Annotated in this window: 14 protein-coding genes and 2 pseudogenes; 4 read left to right on the forward strand and 12 right to left on the reverse strand. The window is 40.8% G+C overall.

The features are described 5' to 3' along the window. Window positions 1-42: 42 nt before the first annotated feature. The 9 genes and pseudogenes from ABLA76_RS02765 to ABLA76_RS02805 all read right to left on the reverse strand — a co-directional run bounded on the left by ABLA76_RS02765 (window position 43) and on the right by ABLA76_RS02805 (window position 12,766). On the reverse strand, window positions 43-1,734 hold the full coding sequence (locus tag ABLA76_RS02765) for a methyl-accepting chemotaxis protein (RefSeq protein ID WP_047771152.1): 1,692 nt from the start codon (window positions 1,732-1,734) through the stop codon (window positions 43-45). Between the two features lie 178 nt (window positions 1,735-1,912). Continuing rightward, window positions 1,913-2,410: a chemotaxis protein CheW gene (gene cheW / locus ABLA76_RS02770; protein WP_348986771.1), complete on the reverse strand. Its 498-nt coding sequence runs from the start codon at window positions 2,408-2,410 to the stop codon at window positions 1,913-1,915. A gap of 4 nt (window positions 2,411-2,414) precedes the next feature. After that, window positions 2,415-4,652, reverse strand: a complete 2,238-nt coding sequence (gene cheA / locus ABLA76_RS02775; protein ID WP_348986772.1) for a chemotaxis protein CheA — start codon at window positions 4,650-4,652, stop codon at window positions 2,415-2,417. Between the two features lie 6 nt (window positions 4,653-4,658). After that, complete coding sequence (gene motB, locus ABLA76_RS02780) at window positions 4,659-5,672, reverse strand: flagellar motor protein MotB (protein ID WP_348986773.1); 1,014 nt, start codon at window positions 5,670-5,672, stop codon at window positions 4,659-4,661. A gap of 2 nt (window positions 5,673-5,674) precedes the next feature. Next, window positions 5,675-6,556 carry a flagellar motor stator protein MotA gene (gene motA / locus ABLA76_RS02785; RefSeq protein WP_047771156.1) on the reverse strand — a complete coding sequence of 294 codons (882 nt, stop codon included), beginning with the start codon at window positions 6,554-6,556 and terminating at the stop codon, window positions 5,675-5,677. Between the two features lie 134 nt (window positions 6,557-6,690). Then, on the reverse strand, window positions 6,691-7,272 hold the full coding sequence (gene flhC / locus ABLA76_RS02790) for a flagellar transcriptional regulator FlhC (RefSeq protein WP_047771157.1): 582 nt from the start codon (window positions 7,270-7,272) through the stop codon (window positions 6,691-6,693). A gap of 2 nt (window positions 7,273-7,274) precedes the next feature. Next, window positions 7,275-7,625 carry a flagellar transcriptional regulator FlhD gene (gene flhD, locus ABLA76_RS02795; protein WP_285810935.1) on the reverse strand — a complete coding sequence of 117 codons (351 nt, stop codon included), beginning with the start codon at window positions 7,623-7,625 and terminating at the stop codon, window positions 7,275-7,277. Between the two features lie 1,558 nt (window positions 7,626-9,183). Beyond that, window positions 9,184-11,661 (reverse strand): annotated as a pseudogene (gene mgtA, locus ABLA76_RS02800) (magnesium-translocating P-type ATPase); the annotation flags it as partial. A 21-nt stretch (window positions 11,662-11,682) separates the two neighbouring features. After that, window positions 11,683-12,766: pseudogene (locus ABLA76_RS02805) on the reverse strand (ISAs1 family transposase). Window positions 12,767-13,193: 427 nt separating this feature from the next. Between ABLA76_RS02805 and ABLA76_RS02810 the strand changes: the two are divergent. After that, window positions 13,194-13,670, forward strand: coding sequence for a tetratricopeptide repeat protein (locus ABLA76_RS02810; protein ID WP_348986786.1), 477 nt, complete (start codon window positions 13,194-13,196; stop codon window positions 13,668-13,670). A 315-nt stretch (window positions 13,671-13,985) separates the two neighbouring features. Here ABLA76_RS02810 and fliT read toward each other — a convergent pair whose 3' ends face one another. From fliT to fliD, 3 genes are read right to left on the reverse strand one after another with little or no spacing between them, the layout of a single operon-like run. Then, entirely contained in the window at window positions 13,986-14,360 is a 375-nt protein-coding gene (gene fliT, locus ABLA76_RS02815; protein WP_348986774.1) for a flagella biosynthesis regulatory protein FliT, read from the reverse strand. Next, window positions 14,360-14,770 (reverse strand): flagellar export chaperone FliS, encoded by a 411-nt coding sequence (fliS, locus tag ABLA76_RS02820; protein ID WP_047771768.1) that lies wholly within the window; start codon window positions 14,768-14,770, stop codon window positions 14,360-14,362. The genes fliT and fliS overlap by 1 nt, the downstream gene beginning before the upstream one ends. Before the next feature lie 13 nt (window positions 14,771-14,783). Then, entirely contained in the window at window positions 14,784-16,244 is a 1,461-nt protein-coding gene (gene fliD / locus ABLA76_RS02825) for a flagellar filament capping protein FliD (RefSeq protein WP_348986775.1), read from the reverse strand. A 275-nt stretch (window positions 16,245-16,519) separates the two neighbouring features. Here fliD and ABLA76_RS02830 point away from each other — a divergent pair, with 275 nt between their 5' ends. From ABLA76_RS02830 to fliZ, 3 genes are all read left to right on the forward strand, one after another. Further along, a complete protein-coding gene (locus tag ABLA76_RS02830) occupies window positions 16,520-17,509 on the forward strand; it encodes a flagellin (RefSeq protein ID WP_348986776.1) in 990 nt (329 codons plus the stop codon). 277 nt (window positions 17,510-17,786) lie between these two features. Next, window positions 17,787-18,509, forward strand: coding sequence for an RNA polymerase sigma factor FliA (locus tag ABLA76_RS02835; protein ID WP_047771773.1), 723 nt, complete (start codon window positions 17,787-17,789; stop codon window positions 18,507-18,509). 53 nt (window positions 18,510-18,562) lie between these two features. Further along, entirely contained in the window at window positions 18,563-19,075 is a 513-nt protein-coding gene (gene fliZ, locus ABLA76_RS02840; RefSeq protein WP_047771774.1) for a flagella biosynthesis regulatory protein FliZ, read from the forward strand. Window positions 19,076-19,161: the final 86 nt, after the last annotated feature.

Below are 19,161 nucleotides of genomic sequence, written 5' to 3' on the forward strand. Positions count from 1 at the left end.
TTAACGGCTGCATTATGCAGCCGTGGTTATCGCTATTATTTTTTAGAATGTTTCCCAATTAGAGGGGTCTTCCGCATTACTGTCTTTTTTCAGCATGGGAGGATTCGTTTTATTAGCTGGAGGAGTCATCGATAAAACTTCATGTTTTCTTTTTTCAGGCTGCTTCCTTTCTGCCTGCTCCGTTAACTGGAACATCGCAACTGCTTTGGTCAATATCCTGGCTTGTTCTTCCAATGCGGCGGCGGCGGCGGCGGATTGCTCAACCAATGACGCATTTTGCTGTGTAACTCTGTCCATTTCGGAAATAGCAACGCCGACTTGTGTGATCCCCCGACTTTGTTCATCAGAAGCCGATGCAATTTCGCCCATAATGTCAGTCACACGGGTAACAGAATCGACAATTTTGTTCATGGTTTCGCCCGCACTTTCTACCTGTATAGAACCCGTATCTGTGCGATTTACCGAGTCTTCGATTAACGCTTTGATCTCTTTAGCCGCTTCTGCACTGCGCTGTGCCAGATTGCGCACTTCACCAGCAACCACGGCAAAACCACGGCCATGTTCACCGGCACGGGCAGCTTCCACGGCAGCGTTAAGGGCGAGAATATTGGTTTGGAAAGCAATGGCATCAATGACGCCAGTGATATCAGAGATCTTGCGGGAACTGTCCGCGATTTCATGCATGGTCTGAACAACATTGGCCACCACTTTACCGCCCTGACGGGCGATCTCAGAGGCGTTGTCAGCCAAGTTACTGGCTTGACGGGCATTATCAGCATTCTGTTTTACTGTCGCAGTCAACTGTTCCATACTGGCCGCCGTTTCTTCTAACGAAGCCACTTGCTGTTCAGTACGGGAAGAAAGATCGTTGTTGCCTGCGGCAATTTCGCTGGTGCCGGTATAAATGGTTTCGGTACTTTGATGAACACTTCTGACCGTATTGATCAATTCTTCCTGCATGTGTCTCAAGCCAACGGCTAACATGCCCATTTCATTATTGCCAGTTACCGTGATCGCCTGAGTCAAGTCCCCTCTTGAGAAGGCCCTGATATTATCCAGCAGCTTGTGTAGCGGATCGATCAATGTCTTACGTAAGCCAATCCAGCTTATTCCCATGACTACAACCAGCAGCGCCATCACAAAGATCAATGAAGCAACGATATTGCTGTAAGTTTGGTCAGCTTCTTCTGCCACCTGGTCATAAAATTTTGTGCTTTGGGAAAGATAAAAGTTAAATTCCACATTAAACGCGTTCTGATAATCTGTCGTTTTATGGAGAAAAAACGCTTCAAATTTGTCATGCGCTAGCATGTTATCTAACTCTTTCAGCGCATTAAGATAGTCATTGTGAGTCTGTTTTAGACGTTGAAGATGTGCTTGGTCATAAAAAGACAGTTTTTCAGTCTGTTCATATTTCTCGAAGAGCCGTTCAGCACGGGCAATATTAGCCTTGGCTTCTGCCAGAGCACCATCAATTTTATAACTACCTTCAACACCGCGATTTTTCATCATGTACATGATGCCAACACGGTTAAGGTTATTGCGGGCTTGCAGCAGGTTAACCCAGCTCTCATCCAAATAGATTTGTTGCTCTCGCATTTTATCTATTAAATCAAAGGCTTTTATATCATTCTTCAACCCTTTGAAGAACAATCCCCCTGAGATAAGTTGCAAAGCACCAAACAATATGATGACTGAGATTAATCCCGTCACTATTTTCATTCGGTTAAACATAACTTCCCTTTTTTACTAAATTTCTATGCCGATTTTTGGAATTACAGATAGTTATCGGCACACTAAAAGGGAACTTTACGTATAATTCTAAAAATTGATTTTGTACGGTATTTTTTTGATCTAAAACAAAGGGGCAGCTGTTTTTTATTGCAGTAGCCCCAAAACATCAATCTTTACATCAACTTTTAGCGACTGAATCAACCAATGCCATTTCTTCACTATTGAGAAGCTTTTCGATATCAACCAGAATCAGCATCCGTTCATCAATCGAACCCAGCCCCGTTAGATACTCTGTTGATAAAGTGACCGCAAATTCTGGCGCAGGACAAATTTGATCATCTTTCAGGGACAGCACGTCAGACACACCATCAACCACAATCCCAACAACACGGTTAAGCAAATTCAGGACAATCACAACAGTGTTGTCGTTATAGGTGACATCTTCCTGTGAGAATTTGATCCTCAAATCGATGATAGGAACAATCACCCCACGCAGGTTCGTAATACCCTTTATGAAAGTAGGTGTATTTGCAATGCGGGTAACCTGGTCATAGCCGCGAATTTCCTGCACCTTTAATATCTCAATTCCATACTCTTCATCACCCAGGGTGAAAACCAGATATTCCTTTCCGGTCGTTTCCCCCGATAATTTATTTAATTCTTCTATGGCCGACATGATGTTACCTTTTAGTGTGAAACGTTTTGCGCTGTGCCAATTGTTCGTGGTTAAGTTTTTGCAAAGCAGGAATATCGATGATAAGCGCAACGCTACCATCCCCCATAATGGTGGCCGCCGAAATACCCGGTACTTTGCGGTAATTGCTCTCAATATTTTTAACAACAACTTGATGTTGCCCCACCAGTTTATCCACCAGCAAGGCATAACGACGTCCGGCACTCTGCACAATAACAGCAATGCCTTTCGTTGGATCAGTGATTCCATTAGGGATATCGAATATCCGATACAGTTCAAGCAGAGGTAAATATTCCCCACGTACCAGTAATAATTTTTCATCACCCGCCAATGGATAAATATCTTCCTCTTGTGGTTGCAATGAACTCACTACGGCACTCAGTGGCAGGATGAAAACTTCCTCATTGACTCTCACCGACATGCCATCCAGTATCGCTAATGTCAGTGGCAGCAAAATGCGAATGACAGTTCCCTTTCCTGACTGGAAGTTAATCTGAATTTGCCCGCCCATATCCTGAATATTGCGTTTGACCACATCCATGCCAACACCACGACCAGAAACATCAGTGACTACTTCTGCGGTAGAGAAGCCGGGAGCAAAAATCAGCATAGCCACTTCTTCGTTACTCATATTTTCACTGACGCTTAAGCCCTGAGATTGTGCTTTTGCTAAGATCTTTTCACGGTTCAGACCCGCACCATCATCAATAACTTCAATACAGATATTTCCACCTTGATGTTCAGCCGCCAGAGTCAAATTACCCGTTTCAGGTTTACCCGCTGCCAGCCGTTTTTCCGGGCTTTCAATACCATGATCAAGACTGTTACGTACCAGGTGGGTGAGAGGATCGATAATCCGTTCAATTAAACTCTTATCCAGTTCTGTCGAACTGCCAATGAGTGTCAATTCCACTTTTTTATTGAGTTTTCCAGCCAAATCCCGTACCAAACGCGGATAACGGCTAAAAACGTATTCCATCGGCATCATGCGAATTGACATGACAGATTCTTGCAAGTCACGGGAATTTCGCTGCAATTGGGCCATACAGCTCAACAATTCACTGTGTTTGGTCGGTTCCAGACCGTTACAATGTTGGGCCAGCATAGATTGGGTAATAACCAATTCACCTACTAAATTGATAAGCTGATCAACTTTTTCTACGGCAACACGAATACTGGATGATTCCGCACGTTGGCGTGGCGATCCTGCTGCCGGGCGTGGCGCCGGACGCCCAACTTCACGTACATCTGTTTTTTTCGGAGCATCATCCGGCTGTGGATTATTTGTAATTATCGTATTTGTTGTTGTAGGCGTATCTTTTGCTGTATTGCTGTCTGTTGTACTATTTTCTGCCGCAGTTTTTACCGTATCCGTTTTTACTATGGCATCGACAGCATCACCTTTTACTACTCCTGCATCTTGTTCTGTTTCAGTGTCCGCACCTTTTGACTGAGGCTCATTTGTTGGTAAAAAAGTGATTTGCTCAGGCTCAATCACAAAACACAATACAGCCGTAATATCATCTTCTGTCGCAGATGTGATCAATGAGGCTTCAAGGCTGTTGGTAGTCTGTTCTACATCATAAATCTCACCAAGATGCCTCAATTCATCCTTCATTAAACTGACTTCGCGTTCTTTCAATCCAGATAAATGAACACGGATCTGTCCATGATTGGGTTTGTCTGCTGAAGTATGCCTCTCTTCTGGCTGATTATCTTCGGACTGAACCGATGCTACTGTCTGTTTTTCCTCAATTTCATTTACAACGGCTTCCGTGACAAGTTCAGTCTGCATCTCAGGTGTTGCTGCAAAAAATTCTTTTTCCTGCTGCCCTTGCTGTAGTTCTAATGCAAGCTGACGCAGTGTCTCGCAGATATAATTGAATGTGTCTTCATCCGGCTCCTGAGAACTTTTATAGGCATCCAATTGTTGCTGCATAATATCTTTCGCTTCTAAAAACAGGTTGATAATGTCAATGGTCAAACGTATTTCATCACGTCTGGCGCTATCGAGCAGATTTTCCAAAACATGCGTGGTCTGTTGCAGCCGGGTAAAACCAAAAGTCGCAGCGCCCCCCTTAATGGAGTGGGCGCTGCGAAATATTGCATTTAGCTGCTCATGATCAGGTTCATCGGCATCGAGTAGCAATAAATGCTGCTCCATATCAGCCAATAGTTCATCTGCTTCATCAAAGAAAGTCTGATAAAACGCGGTAATATCCATCGTTACTTACTCTGTCATCTTGTTATCACTCAGCGGTTCAGCCGATAGCTGTTCCGATTTTGCGATTTCATGTTTTATGATCACATGGGATTGTTCGGTGGATTGCTGAACAGCCGCTCCCTCATTTGAATCCATTCTGATGACTTCTTGCATATCCATACTATTGTTAGCGATCATGGCGTTACCGCCACTGTTTTCCTGCTCAATCCTTTTTTCTGCATCTTTATTGAGTACAATAATGCTGATACGACGGTTAACCGGCGCATTAGGATCGATATCTTTCTGCATACTAACAGTAGATGCCATACCCACAACTCGCAGGACTTTGGTGCCATCCAGACCCCCTATCAGCAATTCACGCCTTGATGCATTGGCGCGCTCGGAAGAAAGCTCCCAGTTACTGTAACCCCACTGACCGTTAGCATACTGTAAATTATCGGTATGACCAGAAAGACTGATTTTGTTCGGAATATCGTTCAAGATCGGCGCAATTGCCCGCAAGATATCGCTCATGTAACTTTCGACTTTAGAACTGCCAATCATGAACATCGGGCGGTTTTCTCGATCGATAATCTGAATACGTAAACCTTCCTCCATCATGTCAATCAATAGATGAGGACGCAGCTCTTTAAGGCGAGGATCGGTAATAATCAATTGATCAAGTTGCTGGCGTAATCGATTTAAGCGACGAGTTTCTTCTTTCGCTTCAACTATATTAGATTGACGGAAAACTTCCCCATCTCGTTGGACGATATCATCCCCTCCCCCGGGGATCGGGTTGGTGCTATCGCTGCTTTTCTGTCCCTGATTAATCGCTACCTTTAAAGGAGTACGGAAATACTCAGCAATGCTGGTTAATTCCTGTGGACTGGCTATCGATATCAACCACATAACCAGAAAAAATGCCATCATTGCCGTCATAAAATCAGCATAAGCAATCTTCCATGACCCACCGACATGGCTCGCATCATGTTTTTTACGCTTTTTTATTCTGATGACGGAAACATTATTCGCTCTCATAATTATTCTTCAACTTCTTGTTGTACAGGGGATTTAACCCGACGAACATGTTCTTCCAGTTCTGTGAATGAAGGACGATCTGTGAGGAATAACGTTTTACGACCGAATTCAACTGCAATTTGTGGTGCATAACCATGCAAACTGGAAAGCAGTGTCACCTTGATGCATTGCATCATTTTAACCTGCTCACTGCTGCGTTGACGAAGGAGTGTTGCCAGTGGGGAAACGAAACCATAAGACAATAAGATCCCAAGGAATGTTCCCACCATTGCATGTGCGATCAACGCGCCCAATTCTCCTGCCGGACGATCCGCAGCTCCCAGTGCGTGAACAACCCCCATGACAGCCGCAACAATTCCGAATGCAGGCAGCGAATCCCCGACTAATGCCAAACTGGTCGCAGGTACTTCACTTTCTTGTTCGTAAGTCTCAATTTCTTCATCCATCAAGGCTTCAATTTCATGAGGATTCATGTTACCGCTGATGATCAGGCGCATATAATCAGTAATAAAATCCATCAAATACTGATCTTTTAACAAACGAGGATACTGGGTGAAAATGTCGCTTTGGTGTGGATTTTCAATATCTCGCTCCAAAGCCAGCAGCCCGTTCTGGCGAGATTTGGACAACAGACGAAACTGTAATGCCATAAGGTCCATATACATCGCTTTGTTGTATTTTGATCTACGTAATATTTTTGGTAAAACACGCAGTGTTGCCTTTATCGCCTTGCCATTATTGCCCACGATAAAAGCGCCGATTCCCGCACCTGCAATAATCAAAAATTCCGCTGGCTGATAAAGTGCGCCCATGTGACCACCGACAAGTAGGTAGCCACCAATTACCGCACCAAAAACCACGATATATCCTAAAAGTACTAACACGCGATATCCTTTAGCTAAGTTGGTGAGCAGATGGGATCTGAACAGGGAGAATCGATAAATGAAGAAGAGTGTGACGACAGGTTACAGAGTTTATAATCAAACCTGTAACCTGAATTTTACTTTCCCATTTAAATTCACACAGCTTGCTGAGCAAATCCATCCAGCAGTTGTGAATTAGTATCGGCAGGTTGAGAGGAAAGTTTACGTTTTTTTACTGCCCGTGAAGGGGGCTGGCAAAGACTACAAACAAAGCTATTTACCGGCTGGTGAGCGTGTGTGATAAAAGTTCCACCACAGCAGCGACATTGTGTTGGCTGTAACATCCCGCTGTCAACAAAACGCACCAATGTCCAAGCTCTGGTTAATGCCAGAACAGGCGCTTCTTCACTCGCCGGAGGACATTGCTCAAGATATAAACGATAAGCTTTGACAACAGCCTCTACACCTTCACAATGTCCACTTTTCAACAGAAAACGGTAAGCATTGTAGAACATTGACGAATGAATATTCTGTTCCCAAGTCATAAACCAATCCGTCGAAAAGGGGAGCATCCCTTTAGGCGGAGGGCTTCCCCGCAGCTCTTTATACAACCGGATCAATCGGCCTCTACTTAGTTGTGTTTCACTTTCAAGCATCTGCAATCGCGCGCCTAAAGTGATGAGTTCCATTGCCAGCTGAATATCTTTCGCTTCCTGAACAATACTTTTTTCAACCATCTTTACGCTCTTTTCTTGATTGAGGTGTCATCCCGGGCGGATAACTGCTGAAAAAGATGAGTAGACAGTAAGATACCCGTATGAATTTGTTGCAGATCGTCCACCCGCGATTCTTTCGTTAACTGCTGTACGGTTTCGTGGTCTTCAAACCGAAAATGGCAAATCAGTTGGTTTGTTTCAGCTAATTTTACTAACTGAGGCAATGTCAGCGAGGCCAACGTATCAGCCATCGATTCACTAATACCTAAACGGAACATCGCAGATGCTTTCTCATGGTTAATTAGCCGTTGTGCCAAAAGCAAATACGATAAATTTATGTCATAAATATGTTTGAGCAATTCAACCGTACTCATTTCTATATATCCCGTCCGATTACATGAAAAAATCAAATTAAGTGATCAAAGAATCACTCACGACAAAATTACCAGTAGCATGAGATTCAATAATCTCCGACATAACTGAAATATACATCTTTAGCCAGAGCAGTAACTGTCCTTTGTATTACTCTTGGGATCGCCCAATTTCTAAAATATTTCGGTAATGGGTTGTAAAAGTATTATTGCGTCATCTGAGTAATGCACTTGCCACAATTGATTAAGAATATTCTTAATGCTAATTAACTTTACTCCTGAATCATCAACTTATACAACGGAGAATATATGTCATTTTAAATACTATGTGATCCCGATCACAAAACTGGCACTTTTTATTATGATTCTAGCTCATTAACTATTCAAGAAAAAAAAACGAGAAATAGTCTACAATTAATAAGTTAAATTATTTAAATAAAAACATTAGGGAGCGTTTTTTGTTTTATACGATCTATTAAACTTATAAATCCAAAATAACGATAAAAAATCTTTCCTTTAGTTAAATTGGCAATATTATAATAAAATTTGCTTCTTGATAATGTCGCCAGGCATTCATCTTCCACTATAACTTGATTGAGATCATAGTCATGCCAAATTTATTAATTAAATGTGAATACTAGTTATTAAAAAGCTATCAGTATGATCATTTTTAGTTTATGTTCGTACCATTTTCAAACAGAACAAAAAATGCACGCACCCCACTTTGGGCGCAAACATCACACAGATCACAAAAATAAGATAAAATACAGTATGATATTGAAATAAAAAAACATCTGTATCGCCATCCCCTGTAAACTCAACTAGCAACACTTTGCTAATTAAACAAAATTCAATTCCCTCTGCAATCTGTCAAGGATATTTTTTACCACTATAATAAATAAATTTTACTAAACAAAATTAATACATATACCGCCTGCTTGTGACATAAATCTCACTCAGAGTCCCTTGTTGATTATTCCCCCTCTTTAGCCAGCTCACACGCACAATTGATAAGAAAAATTAATCAATAATTTTCACATCCATAACGAAAATGATAAGAATGACAAATGTTTCATAAGGTTTTTCAACGCGGGGAAATCAGCAGTTAAATTCTCAAACAAGATAGCTTATTGATCAAAAATTAATTTACTTAAATAACAAGGAATATAAATATAAAATCATTCCCAAATGCAAATTTGGCAACAGCATATTATCACACAAAGCCTAATTAAAAGACGAATAAAAAATTAGAATAAAAACAAATAAAACAAGATGTAAACACAGATATAAAAAGGCAATTCATACAATTTAATTTTGGAAACAAATAATAATAGATAGATTAATTTGTCGGTTTCAAATAAAAAATAACAGGCAAGTATAACGTTATTGTTTCCTTAAATTCATTTGTGTTGTGATAGGCAGTTCGTTTTTAAAGAATAACATCAAGACCTATTCTAAATATTTGTAAAAATTCGTCATGATGAGAGTCATAATATTATATATTCCGTATGAATTACTCCCTTAACCCACACAGAATAAGATATTATTTAATGAGAATTATTTACAACCATCCACCAAATCGATGAATGTAAAACCGCTTCATCATTTGAGCAATGATACAGTAGCTTATTAATGTCCCAATTAACCATGGAAAATATTCCCACGGTAATGGATGTAACCCAATCAGGTTACCAAATGCAGAGAATGGAATGTAAACACCAAGTACCATTATTATTAATGTCGTTAATAAAACAGGGAGCGCTGCCGTACTTTGCACAAAAGGAATTTTTTGTGTGCGCAACATATGTACAACCAAGGTCTGTGATAGCAATCCTTCCACAAACTACCCCGATTGAAATAATGTTTGATGTTCTATACTGTTAGCTGCAAATACATACCACATCACAGCGTAAGTCGTGATGTCGAAGATAGATGACGTAGGACCAATCCAGAGCATAAAACGCCCTATATTCTTTGCATCCCATTAACGAGGTTTTTCAGAAACTCCTTATCCATTTTATCCCACGGTAAAGACAGTTGAGAAATATCGTACATTAGGTTTTGTACAAGCAAATGAATGGCTAACGTCGGTAAAAATGGAATAAATGCACTGGCAACTAATACAGAAAATACATTTCCAAAATTTGAACTAGCTGTCATATTTAAATACTTGATGATATTCCCAAACGTTTCCCTTCCCTTAATTACCCCCCTCTTCCAAAACCATCAAATTCTTCTCAAGCAGGATGATATCGGCTGATTCTTTTGCGATATCCGTCCTTGTATCAACTGAAATTCCAACATCGGCATCCCGTAATGCCGGCGCATCATTTATTCCATCACCAAGAAAACCAACGGTATGTCCATTATTTTGCAATGATTTTAAAATGCGTGATTTTTGCAGAGGGGTTAACTTACAAAAGACTGATCTTAATTCCACTTCTTTTGAAAGGTTTTCATCACTCATGAGTTCAATATCAGGGCCAATAAGAATATTTCCAGAATCTAAATCCACATCTCGGCAAATTCTAGCCGTAACAACAGGATTATCTCCGGTAAGCACCTTAATCAAAACACCATTTTCCCTTAATGTTGCAATTGCCATTGCAGCACTTTCTTTTGGTGGATCTAAAAATGTTAATAACCCTTGTAGTGCCATCTCCTTTTCATCCGTAACAGAAAGTGGATGTTTCACTTCATCGTGACTTAACTTCCGAGTCGCTAAGATTAACACTCTGAAACCTTGTTCGTTATAACTGCTAACTAATTCCATTACATTGTTACTGCTTTCTTCAGTTAGAGAAAAAATTTTCTCTTTTATCCTTATATAGGAGCAAACTGATAGCATTTCCTCTGCGGCTCCTTTACAAACTAATTGATAATTATTAGACAAATTCTGTATAGAAATTGACAATCTACGCCTAACAAAATCAAACGGTAACTCATCAATTTTTCTGTAGCTACGGAGGAAATTAAGGTCTGAGTTATCGCATCCATACCTAACAATGGCTTGATCCATTACGTTTTTGGTGCCACTTTGATGAAAACTGTTTAACCAAGCCCAGTGGAGTATAGAAGAATCTTCCTTGCCTTCTGTATCTAACTTCTGTATCTAAATAGTGCTGGAGAATAATTTTATCTTGCGTTAGCGATCCTGTTTTGTCCGTACATAATATGTCCATTGCCCCAAAGTTCCGGATTGCATTGAGTCGTTTGACAATGACCTTTTTCTTTGACATAGCAATAGCCCCTTTTACCAAATTGGAACTGACAATCATGGGCAGCATTTCAGTTGTTAAGTCAACAGCAACCGCCAGTGCAAACAACGCCGCATCAAACCAATCTCCTTTTATTAATCCATTGATTAACAATACAATCGGCACCATAACCAACATAAAACGGATCAATAGCCAGCTAACACTATTAACGCCGTGATCAAATGCGGTTTGTGCTCGTGTTCCTACGATAGATTTTGCCAGTGAACCAAAGTAAGTTTGCTTTCCTGTCGCTACAACCACCGCAGTCGCAGTACCACTGGTTACATTGGTTCCCATTAAATAGACATTAGAAAATTCAAGTAACTTTGTTTCAGATACATTATCAGAACGGGCTGTCTTGGCACTCACATGAGCCATCGTGTCATATTTTTCGACAGGGATCGCTTCTCCCGTCAAAATTACCTGGCTGATAAATAAATCTCTGGATTCGGTTAAGTACAGATCTGCTGGGATCATGTCTTCGGCAGATAAATAAACAATATCTCCCGGAACCAGATGCTTGATTGGAATTTCTTTTTTCTATGATTTAGTCTTATCAGAAGGGCGTCTCAAAATGGTTGCTGTTGTATTCACCATTGATTTCAAGGCTTCCGATGCCTTATTTGTTCGATATTCCTGCCAAAAACGAAGTAATCCACTTAATGTAACCATTATTAGAATAATAATGACACCCGTAAGCTCTGTTTCTTCTCCGTTGAGTGAGGGCAACAATATTCAGTACAAAAACTGATAGCAGATAATAATAGCAATACATAGATAAATCAGGGCAAGAGCGTGAATATTCACTTCTTGCCCAACGCCTTAAACCCTGCAACTAATACCTTATCCAAATAGTTAATATCCATGCCCGCAACATATTGACACTGATGTGACGCATACATCCCAATATTTCAGCCGATTCTTCCCGGTGGATAAGGCAAGCATCTTCTCCCATCGTGACATCAAGAACCCAATGTAATCGGGTTTCGATCCCCCAGTGTCCCCTGACAGCGGCGGCAAATTTGTCGGTGCTCAGTTCCGCTGAACTGATGTAATAACGATAATCAAGCGATTCTTTTCCTTTATTATCAATTCGATATCCAATTGCCACGCCCACAGTTTTTACGTTTTTCCATTCTGGAAATTGTTGAGACAGCGCTTGGGCGGGTAACACATGATATTCACGGGCTTCTATACGACCATGTCCTTGTTCTATCGTGATATGTTCGACATGACTCACGGCAGAAACTTGGGCTGACAACGCCTTCTTAACCGCGCGCTACAACGTCTCCTGATCCCCTTTCACCGCCAGAAGATTGTCACCTTCCTGCTGCACAATTTGTTCCGCAATCTTCGTTTGGCATCCCATCGCATCAATTGTTATCAGGCAATCTGTGATATCCAGCAAGCGGAGTAATTTTGGGATCGCAGTGATTTAATTGGACTTTTTGTCTGTCTTCAGTTGTCCCATCACTACGCCGTTCTGGGTGGCAAACGCACTCACCATGTGAAGCATCGACTGCCGATTCTTGCCATCATAAGTTCCCCGCAACGTTTTTCCGTCAATGGCGATAATTTTCCCTTCTGAGCGTTCGTTAACCCATTGAACCCAATGAATAAAATAGTGCTGAAACTCAACGGGATTGAGCCGAGAAATCAGGCGAGCGATAGCATCATGTCCCGGTATTCCATTCGGAAAAAGGTTTTTTTTTGATACCAGTCCAGGTACGTTTCGCCGAAATCTTCAATATCTTCCCATCCTTCTGCACCGGCGATGATGGCTGTAATCGACAAAAAAAGGACATCAAACAAAGGATAACTGATCTTAGACGACTGGCGGGGGTCTGTTAATGTACTGAAATACTGAGAAAAAGCATCGATACTCATAAGAATACTTCCCGAAAAAAGAAGTATGAAATTATATTTTTTCTTATTCGTCAAACCTGAAATTTTTTAACAAAAAGTTCACGCTCTCGCCCTGATGTTCGCCCGCAATACGAATCAGGTAATATGTATTTTAACGGCTTAGGTGTAAACTATAACCATTTATACCAATCCAACTTCAAGATGCGTGTTATATTTTCCCGCGCAGCAGGGAAATATAAGGCCTCACGTCGTCTTGCGGATTGCAGCTTGAAGTTTATCGAGTATAGAAGCAATCCAATGGTATATTAAATCCGCTGAAAATGGATATCTATATTCCCAAAATAAATTAGGCGATATATATAGCAAAGGATTAAGAGTTAAGGAAAATTATTCTGAAGCAATTAAATGATATATCAAAGCCGCAGAACAAGGTGATACCTATGCCCAAATCACCTTTGGCCTCTTCTACGCAAAAGGATTAGGCAGGGAGCAAAGCTATCAAAAAGCAATAAAATGGATGACCCAGCCTGCCGAAAAGGGAGAATCTGAAGCACAAAATGCAATGGGATATCTTTATATGGAAGGATTAGGTGTTTCAAAAGATGGCGTAATTGCAATGGAATGGCTGATGGAATCAGCCTTGCAAGGTAACACAGCCGCCCAAAATAATATTGGCCAATTATATTGGTATGGGAATAACGGTATGGAGCGAGACCAGGCCAAGGCTATGCAATGGTTTCTTAAATCAGTAGCGTTAGGTGATGATTACGCCCACTTAAATTTGGGAATGATTTATGAACGTGGTCAGATTGTGCCTCAAGATTATGAAAAAGTACTTGGACATTATCAACAAGCTGCTAGTAAAGATGTTCCCAACCTGGAAAGTAGGATAAAAGAATTAAAAGAAAAAATTAATTATCAATAACGAAAACTTAGGGGGGTTGCTCTCCCCCATAGCGTTGGTTTGCATTATTCATCCCTTAATTAAAAAATAATATGTGATGATAATATCGCCTGTTAATTGCCTTAATGAATCGCCACTATCATTTGTTGGTTAATTTTTTGTTAAAAATTATGGATAAGATATCTTGATTGTTTGCAAATTATAAATACAATAAAGTGCCGAATTAGGTTAACCAAAAAAACGATAGTGACGAATTGACACCGCCTGAAATAAAAAATAAATGACACCATTAATCAGAGTTATTGTGAAATGGAATCACTGATGCCTGTGTTTTGTCTATTTTGAGTCCGTCGTAATCAACTCCATTTCATAGTTATCAGTCGGGAACTGTCCGTATGTATCATGTAAGAGTTGTTTACGGCTTTCCTGTTTAATCAGGTCACTGAGTTCATTTAACCTTCTTTGCAACAATCTCTTAGTTTCTTTTTCATTATCCAAGACAGTTTGCAAAATTTTGGTTAATTGCTGTTGTAATGAAATAGGGGCGTCTGAGTTTTCTGATAGTAAAGTCACCACTTCAACTGCTTTCAGATAAGTGATCTCCATATCAACAAGTTCATCCCACTTTTCATTTCTAGCTAAATCAATCATTTGCTCACTTAAACTAAGGATCTGCTGATAAGCTGACAAAAGATCCGTATCATTTTTCATTAAACAATATCCTGACTGGCGTTGTAATGAGGACCTATTTGCCGCCAAGCATCTGAAATCTCGGTGAGTAAATCAATCACTTCGGTAATAGCCTTCTCATCATTGCGTAAATTGGCATGGAGTAAACGGCGGCTCATATAATCATATAAAGCAAAAAGATTCTGGGCAATCTCGCCGCCTTTCTCGAAATCTAATCCCTCTTTTAGACCATTATCAATGATATTAATCGCCTTTGAAATAGCTATCCCTTTTTCTGGGATATTCCCTTGTTGCATCAGAATGATTGCACGACGTAGGGCGCTCAGCGCCCCGTTGAACAATATCTGAATCAACTGATAAGGAGAGGCATTCATAATTTCGCTCTCAAGATCTACCTGAGCGTATAACTGGCTTGCCGAACGTTGATACATTAGTGTCCTTTTATTATCTTAAAAGTTGGGCCAGGGATAAACTTGCCTGGTTCATTGAAGAAGAAAGTTTATCCAGTGCGGTAAATTGTTTTTTATAGCGCTCCATTGTGGCTTCAATATTTCTATTCGTCTGTTCTGCTTGTCTTTCCAGTGTTTTCAGACTTTTATTGATACCTTCGGTCGCTGTTGCGATAGTCCCTTCGTGACTGTCCAGAGTTTTTTTCAATAAATTATAAGTCTGGGTGGCAAAACCGGTTTTTTCTCCATCCCCCATAAAGAAAGCCTTAACGTTAGCGGGTTTTTCTTTCAGGTTCTTTTCCAGTTTTTCGTTGCTGATTTCCAGTGTACCATCCAATTTTTGTTTAATGCCCAGTTTATTTAAGGTAGCAATATCAGCAACTTCCTGTGCTACAAACAATTGTTGTCTTAACTGGCTTTGAATACCTTTTAACGTGCTGTCGCCGAGCAAGGCACCATTGTCTTTTGAAGCCGCTTCACCTTTTCTTACGGGTTTGAATTTAGTCAATGAACTGACCGTGTTTTGTAGCTCATTATAAGCATCAACCCACTTTTTAATTGCCTCTTTCATTGGCTCAATATCACGAGAAACCACCAGTGTTTCTGCTACCGGTTTTTTTTCAGTTTTGCCATTGATTTCGACTTCTTCTTTTTCTGAAACCTTTTTCAGATTCAGGGTAATGCCTTCTGGTGCATCTTTTATTTCATTAGTCTGGCGTTCAATCTTAATACCATTGACTGTTAATTTTGCATTGGCCGCTTGAGTCACTTGTTCCATTGCACCAGAACCACCACCTTTGTCGTCAGATTTGTAGTTCAGCAATTTACCCAGTTCAGCATCACCTTGAACCTCAATGGTCATGACGGATTTTGTGCCGGCTTTTTTCGAAGTCAGGAGCAAATAGTTTTTATTATCTTCTGCTTTGATAATGCTGGCATTAACATTGCCTTCTTGTTTATTAATGGCCTCGCGGATTTCAACCAAAGAAGTTTCATTATCGTTCAGGGAAATGCGCATCGGCTCTATTTTTTTTTCACCGACTTTTTCTTCACCGGGTTGCGTAATAATAATGGTACGGGTGCCTTTACCTTGTTCTCCTAACGGTTTTTTGACATCCGTAATTGCCGGAGATTTCAGGGATTGAGACTGGGCAAGCTGTTCGACTTCAATAACATAGTTACCTGGGCTGGCTTTAGAATCTGTACTTGGCGTAAATGTTTTATGATCTTCGTTGGTTTTAGTGGTATTGAGCTTATCGAATTTTTTGAGTTCTTCGGATGCACTCTTTAATTTTTCCAAACTGCCTTTTAATGAACCAAAAGCGGTAAGTTTAGCGTTATAGCTGGTTTGTTGCTGTGTTAATGGCTCTAAACGTTTTCTTTCATTAGATTCAAGTTTATCCAGTATTTTTGGATCTATCCCAGATGCGATCCCTACCGCGGAAATGCTAGCCATATTGACTCCTTTTAATAAAAAGCATCACTGGACATGTTATCGGATTAATTTGCGAAAAGTTTACTGACAAAATGATTTTTTTGATGGACGGAATAATTGATCAGAACAGGCGCTGTTTGGGTTATCGGGGTAAAGTGAGAAAAAAATAAAAAAGTTTTTTCAAGAAATATTAAAGGTTCTTTTTAAGGAGCCGATAAAACTGTTGTCGGTGATGAACACCGTGAGCAAAAGGCTCAAACTAATTATATCGGATTGATTTTAAAAGGAACTCTACCATGGCATCAGTCATTAATACTAACTACTCATCTCTGCTGGCGCAAAATAACCTGACAAGATCTAAAGGTACTCTGGGTACTGCGATTGAACGTCTGTCTTCTGGTTTACGTATTAACAGCGCGAAGGATGACGCTGCTGGTCAAGCGATCGCTAACCGTTTTACGGCTAACGTTAAGGGTTTGAATCAGGCTTCCCGTAACGCGAACGACGGTATCTCCATTGCTCAGACTACCGAAGGTGCCCTGAACGAAATCAATAACAACCTGCAACGTATTCGTGAATTGGCTGTTCAGTCTACAAACGGCACTAACTCTGAAAGCGACAAGAATTCCATTCAGGAAGAAGTCACTCAGCGTCTGGAAGAAATTGACCGTATCTCTGCACAAACTCAGTTCAATGGTGTAAAAGTATTAAGCAAAGATTCTGAAATGAAGATTCAGGTTGGTGCTAATGATGGTGAAATAATCGATATCAAACTGGAAAAAGTTGATAAAGGAACATTAAAACTGGATGGTTTTAAGGTTGTTGGAGACTTCAAACAAACTGAAGATCAAAAAAAGACAGTAACGGAAGCTGAAAAAGCAGTAGATGCTGCTCGGAAAGCATACGATTCCGAAACAGATGCCACTGAAAAAGCAACGAAAAAAACGACGCTTGAGAGTGAACAAGCAAAACTTGAAAAAGCAAAAAAAGACGGGACAGGGACAGGACCTACAGCAAACCCATTGGCTAAATTAGACGAAGCGCTGTCTAAAGTTGACAGCCTGCGCAGCTCCCTGGGTGCAGTACAAAACCGTCTGGAGTCTACTGTTAACAACCTGAACAACACGGTTAACAACCTGAGCGCAGCAAAAAGCCGTATCGAAGATGCTGACTACGCGGTTGAAGTTTCTAACATGAGCCGTGGCCAGATCCTGCAACAAGCGGGTACTTCTGTTCTGGCACAAGCGAACCAGGTTCCACAATCTGTTCTGTCACTGCTGCGTTAATTTTTATTTATCCGTTGAGCATTTATGCAGGGCAACCTGCATAAACAACGCTTATAAAATAAGGATCGGTTCGCCGATCCTTATTTTTTAGTTTTGAGTGAGTGTTTTTATCAAGTTAGTCAAGGACAGCCTGAAACTTATTATTATGCATTTGGGCGGACAGCAAAAATTTCGCATAGGTGAAAAAGAAGTGCTTTTACTTCATTGTTCCAACGATTGTACCGGTTAGGGGATTGGATAATGGTATCCAGTCTCTTATCCAAAGGTGTCTGTTGTTGTGAGCGATTTGTATACCGCCGAAGGCGTGATGGACAAAAATAGCCTCTGGAAGCGCTATGTACCACTAGTTCGCCATGAAGCATTGAGGCTACAGGTCAGGTTGCCTGCCAATGTAGAACTCGATGACTTGCTTCAGGCCGGTGGCATAGGCTTACTGAATGCGGTGGAGCGGTTTGATTCCATGCAGGGAACCGCCTTTACCACCTATGCGGTACAGCGCATCAGAGGTGCAATGTTGGATGAGTTGAGGAGCCGTGATTGGGCTCCGCGTAGTGTGCGGCGTAACGCACGTGAAGTCACGCAGACCATCCGTAAACTTGAGCAAGAGTTAGGCCGTCCAGCCAGTGAGCAGGAAGTTGCTAAAGAATTAAAGATTAATCTGATAGAATATCGGCAAATACTGTTAGACACGAATAACAGTCAACTGTTTTCTTATGACGAATGGCACGAAATTCACGGTGAAAGCTGTGAGCCAGTAATCGAGGAGGAGCATGAGGCAAATCCTCTGCAACAATTACTGGAAGGTGATCTTCGTCAGCGGGTTATCGATGTCATAGAATCGTTGCCTGAACGGGAAAAGATGGTTCTTACGTTGTACTATCAGGAAGAACTGAATCTTAAAGAGATCGGCGCGGTGCTTAATGTGGGTGAATCCCGCGTAAGTCAGCTTCACAGCCAGGCGATAAAAAGGTTGAGGGCGCGTTTGAATCCAGAGAAGTAACTTTTTGCTTGTTTGTTTTTTTTGTTAAGACTATACACAGGGCTTTATCTCTTATGTCTATTACAACACAAAAGAAACGGCCTCTTAGCCGTTATATCAAAGATTATAAACACAGCCAGACTCATTGTCTGCACTGTCATAAAACCCTTGACCGTATTTCGCTGGTTTTTAACGGTCAGGTCATCAATAAAGAAGCTATTTCTGAGATGACTGAATTGGTGGATGACAAAACCTGGCATGAGTTGCAGGGTAAATTTGTGGCGTTGTGCCGCTTTTGTAGTGAAATTTATTGCAATAGCCAGACTGATTATTTCGACATTATGTCATTTAAACAGTATCTGTTTGAGCAAACAGAGATGAGTCATAGTACTGTGCGTGAGTATGTGGTTCGTTTAAGGCGTTTGGATGAATTGCTGACTTCAAGTAATTATCCGACCAGTGAGTTTACGCCAGAAAAAATTCAGGAAAAACTCAGCGAGAAATTATCTCAATCCGCTTTCAGTAATTACAATATTGCCCTGCGTAAATATGAGCAATATCTGAGTTGGCAACAGAACGGTCATTGATTAATTATACCGATAGATAATGTTGTCAAATCGAAACGATTTCAGAGGGGAATGTGATTACCACGCATTCCCCTCTATGTATCTAA

It is taken from the genome of Xenorhabdus sp. SGI240 (assembly GCF_040081915.1).
GTDB classification, from domain to species: Bacteria; Pseudomonadota; Gammaproteobacteria; order Enterobacterales; family Enterobacteriaceae; genus Xenorhabdus; species Xenorhabdus bakwenae.

Bases quoted from the DNA above. Each gene is read 5' to 3' on its own strand.
- ABLA76_RS02765 (WP_047771152.1), bottom strand. From the start codon at position 1,734: ATGTTTAACCGAATGAAAATAGTGACGGGATTAATCTCAGTCATCATA.
- cheW (WP_348986771.1), bottom strand. From the start codon at position 2,410: ATGTCGGCCATAGAAGAATTAAATAAATTATCGGGGGAAACGACCGGA.
- cheA (WP_348986772.1), bottom strand. From the start codon at position 4,652: ATGGATATTACCGCGTTTTATCAGACTTTCTTTGATGAAGCAGATGAA.
- motB (WP_348986773.1), bottom strand. From the start codon at position 5,672: ATGAGAGCGAATAATGTTTCCGTCATCAGAATAAAAAAGCGTAAAAAA.
- flhC (WP_047771157.1), bottom strand. From the start codon at position 7,272: ATGGTTGAAAAAAGTATTGTTCAGGAAGCGAAAGATATTCAGCTGGCA.
- flhD (WP_285810935.1), bottom strand. From the start codon at position 7,625: ATGAGTACGGTTGAATTGCTCAAACATATTTATGACATAAATTTATCG.
- fliT (WP_348986774.1), bottom strand. From the start codon at position 14,360: ATGAAAAATGATACGGATCTTTTGTCAGCTTATCAGCAGATCCTTAGT.
- fliS (WP_047771768.1), bottom strand. From the start codon at position 14,770: ATGTATCAACGTTCGGCAAGCCAGTTATACGCTCAGGTAGATCTTGAG.
- fliD (WP_348986775.1), bottom strand. From the start codon at position 16,244: ATGGCTAGCATTTCCGCGGTAGGGATCGCATCTGGGATAGATCCAAAA.
- ABLA76_RS02830 (WP_348986776.1), top strand. From the start codon at position 16,520: ATGGCATCAGTCATTAATACTAACTACTCATCTCTGCTGGCGCAAAAT.
- fliZ (WP_047771774.1), top strand. From the start codon at position 18,563: ATGTCTATTACAACACAAAAGAAACGGCCTCTTAGCCGTTATATCAAA.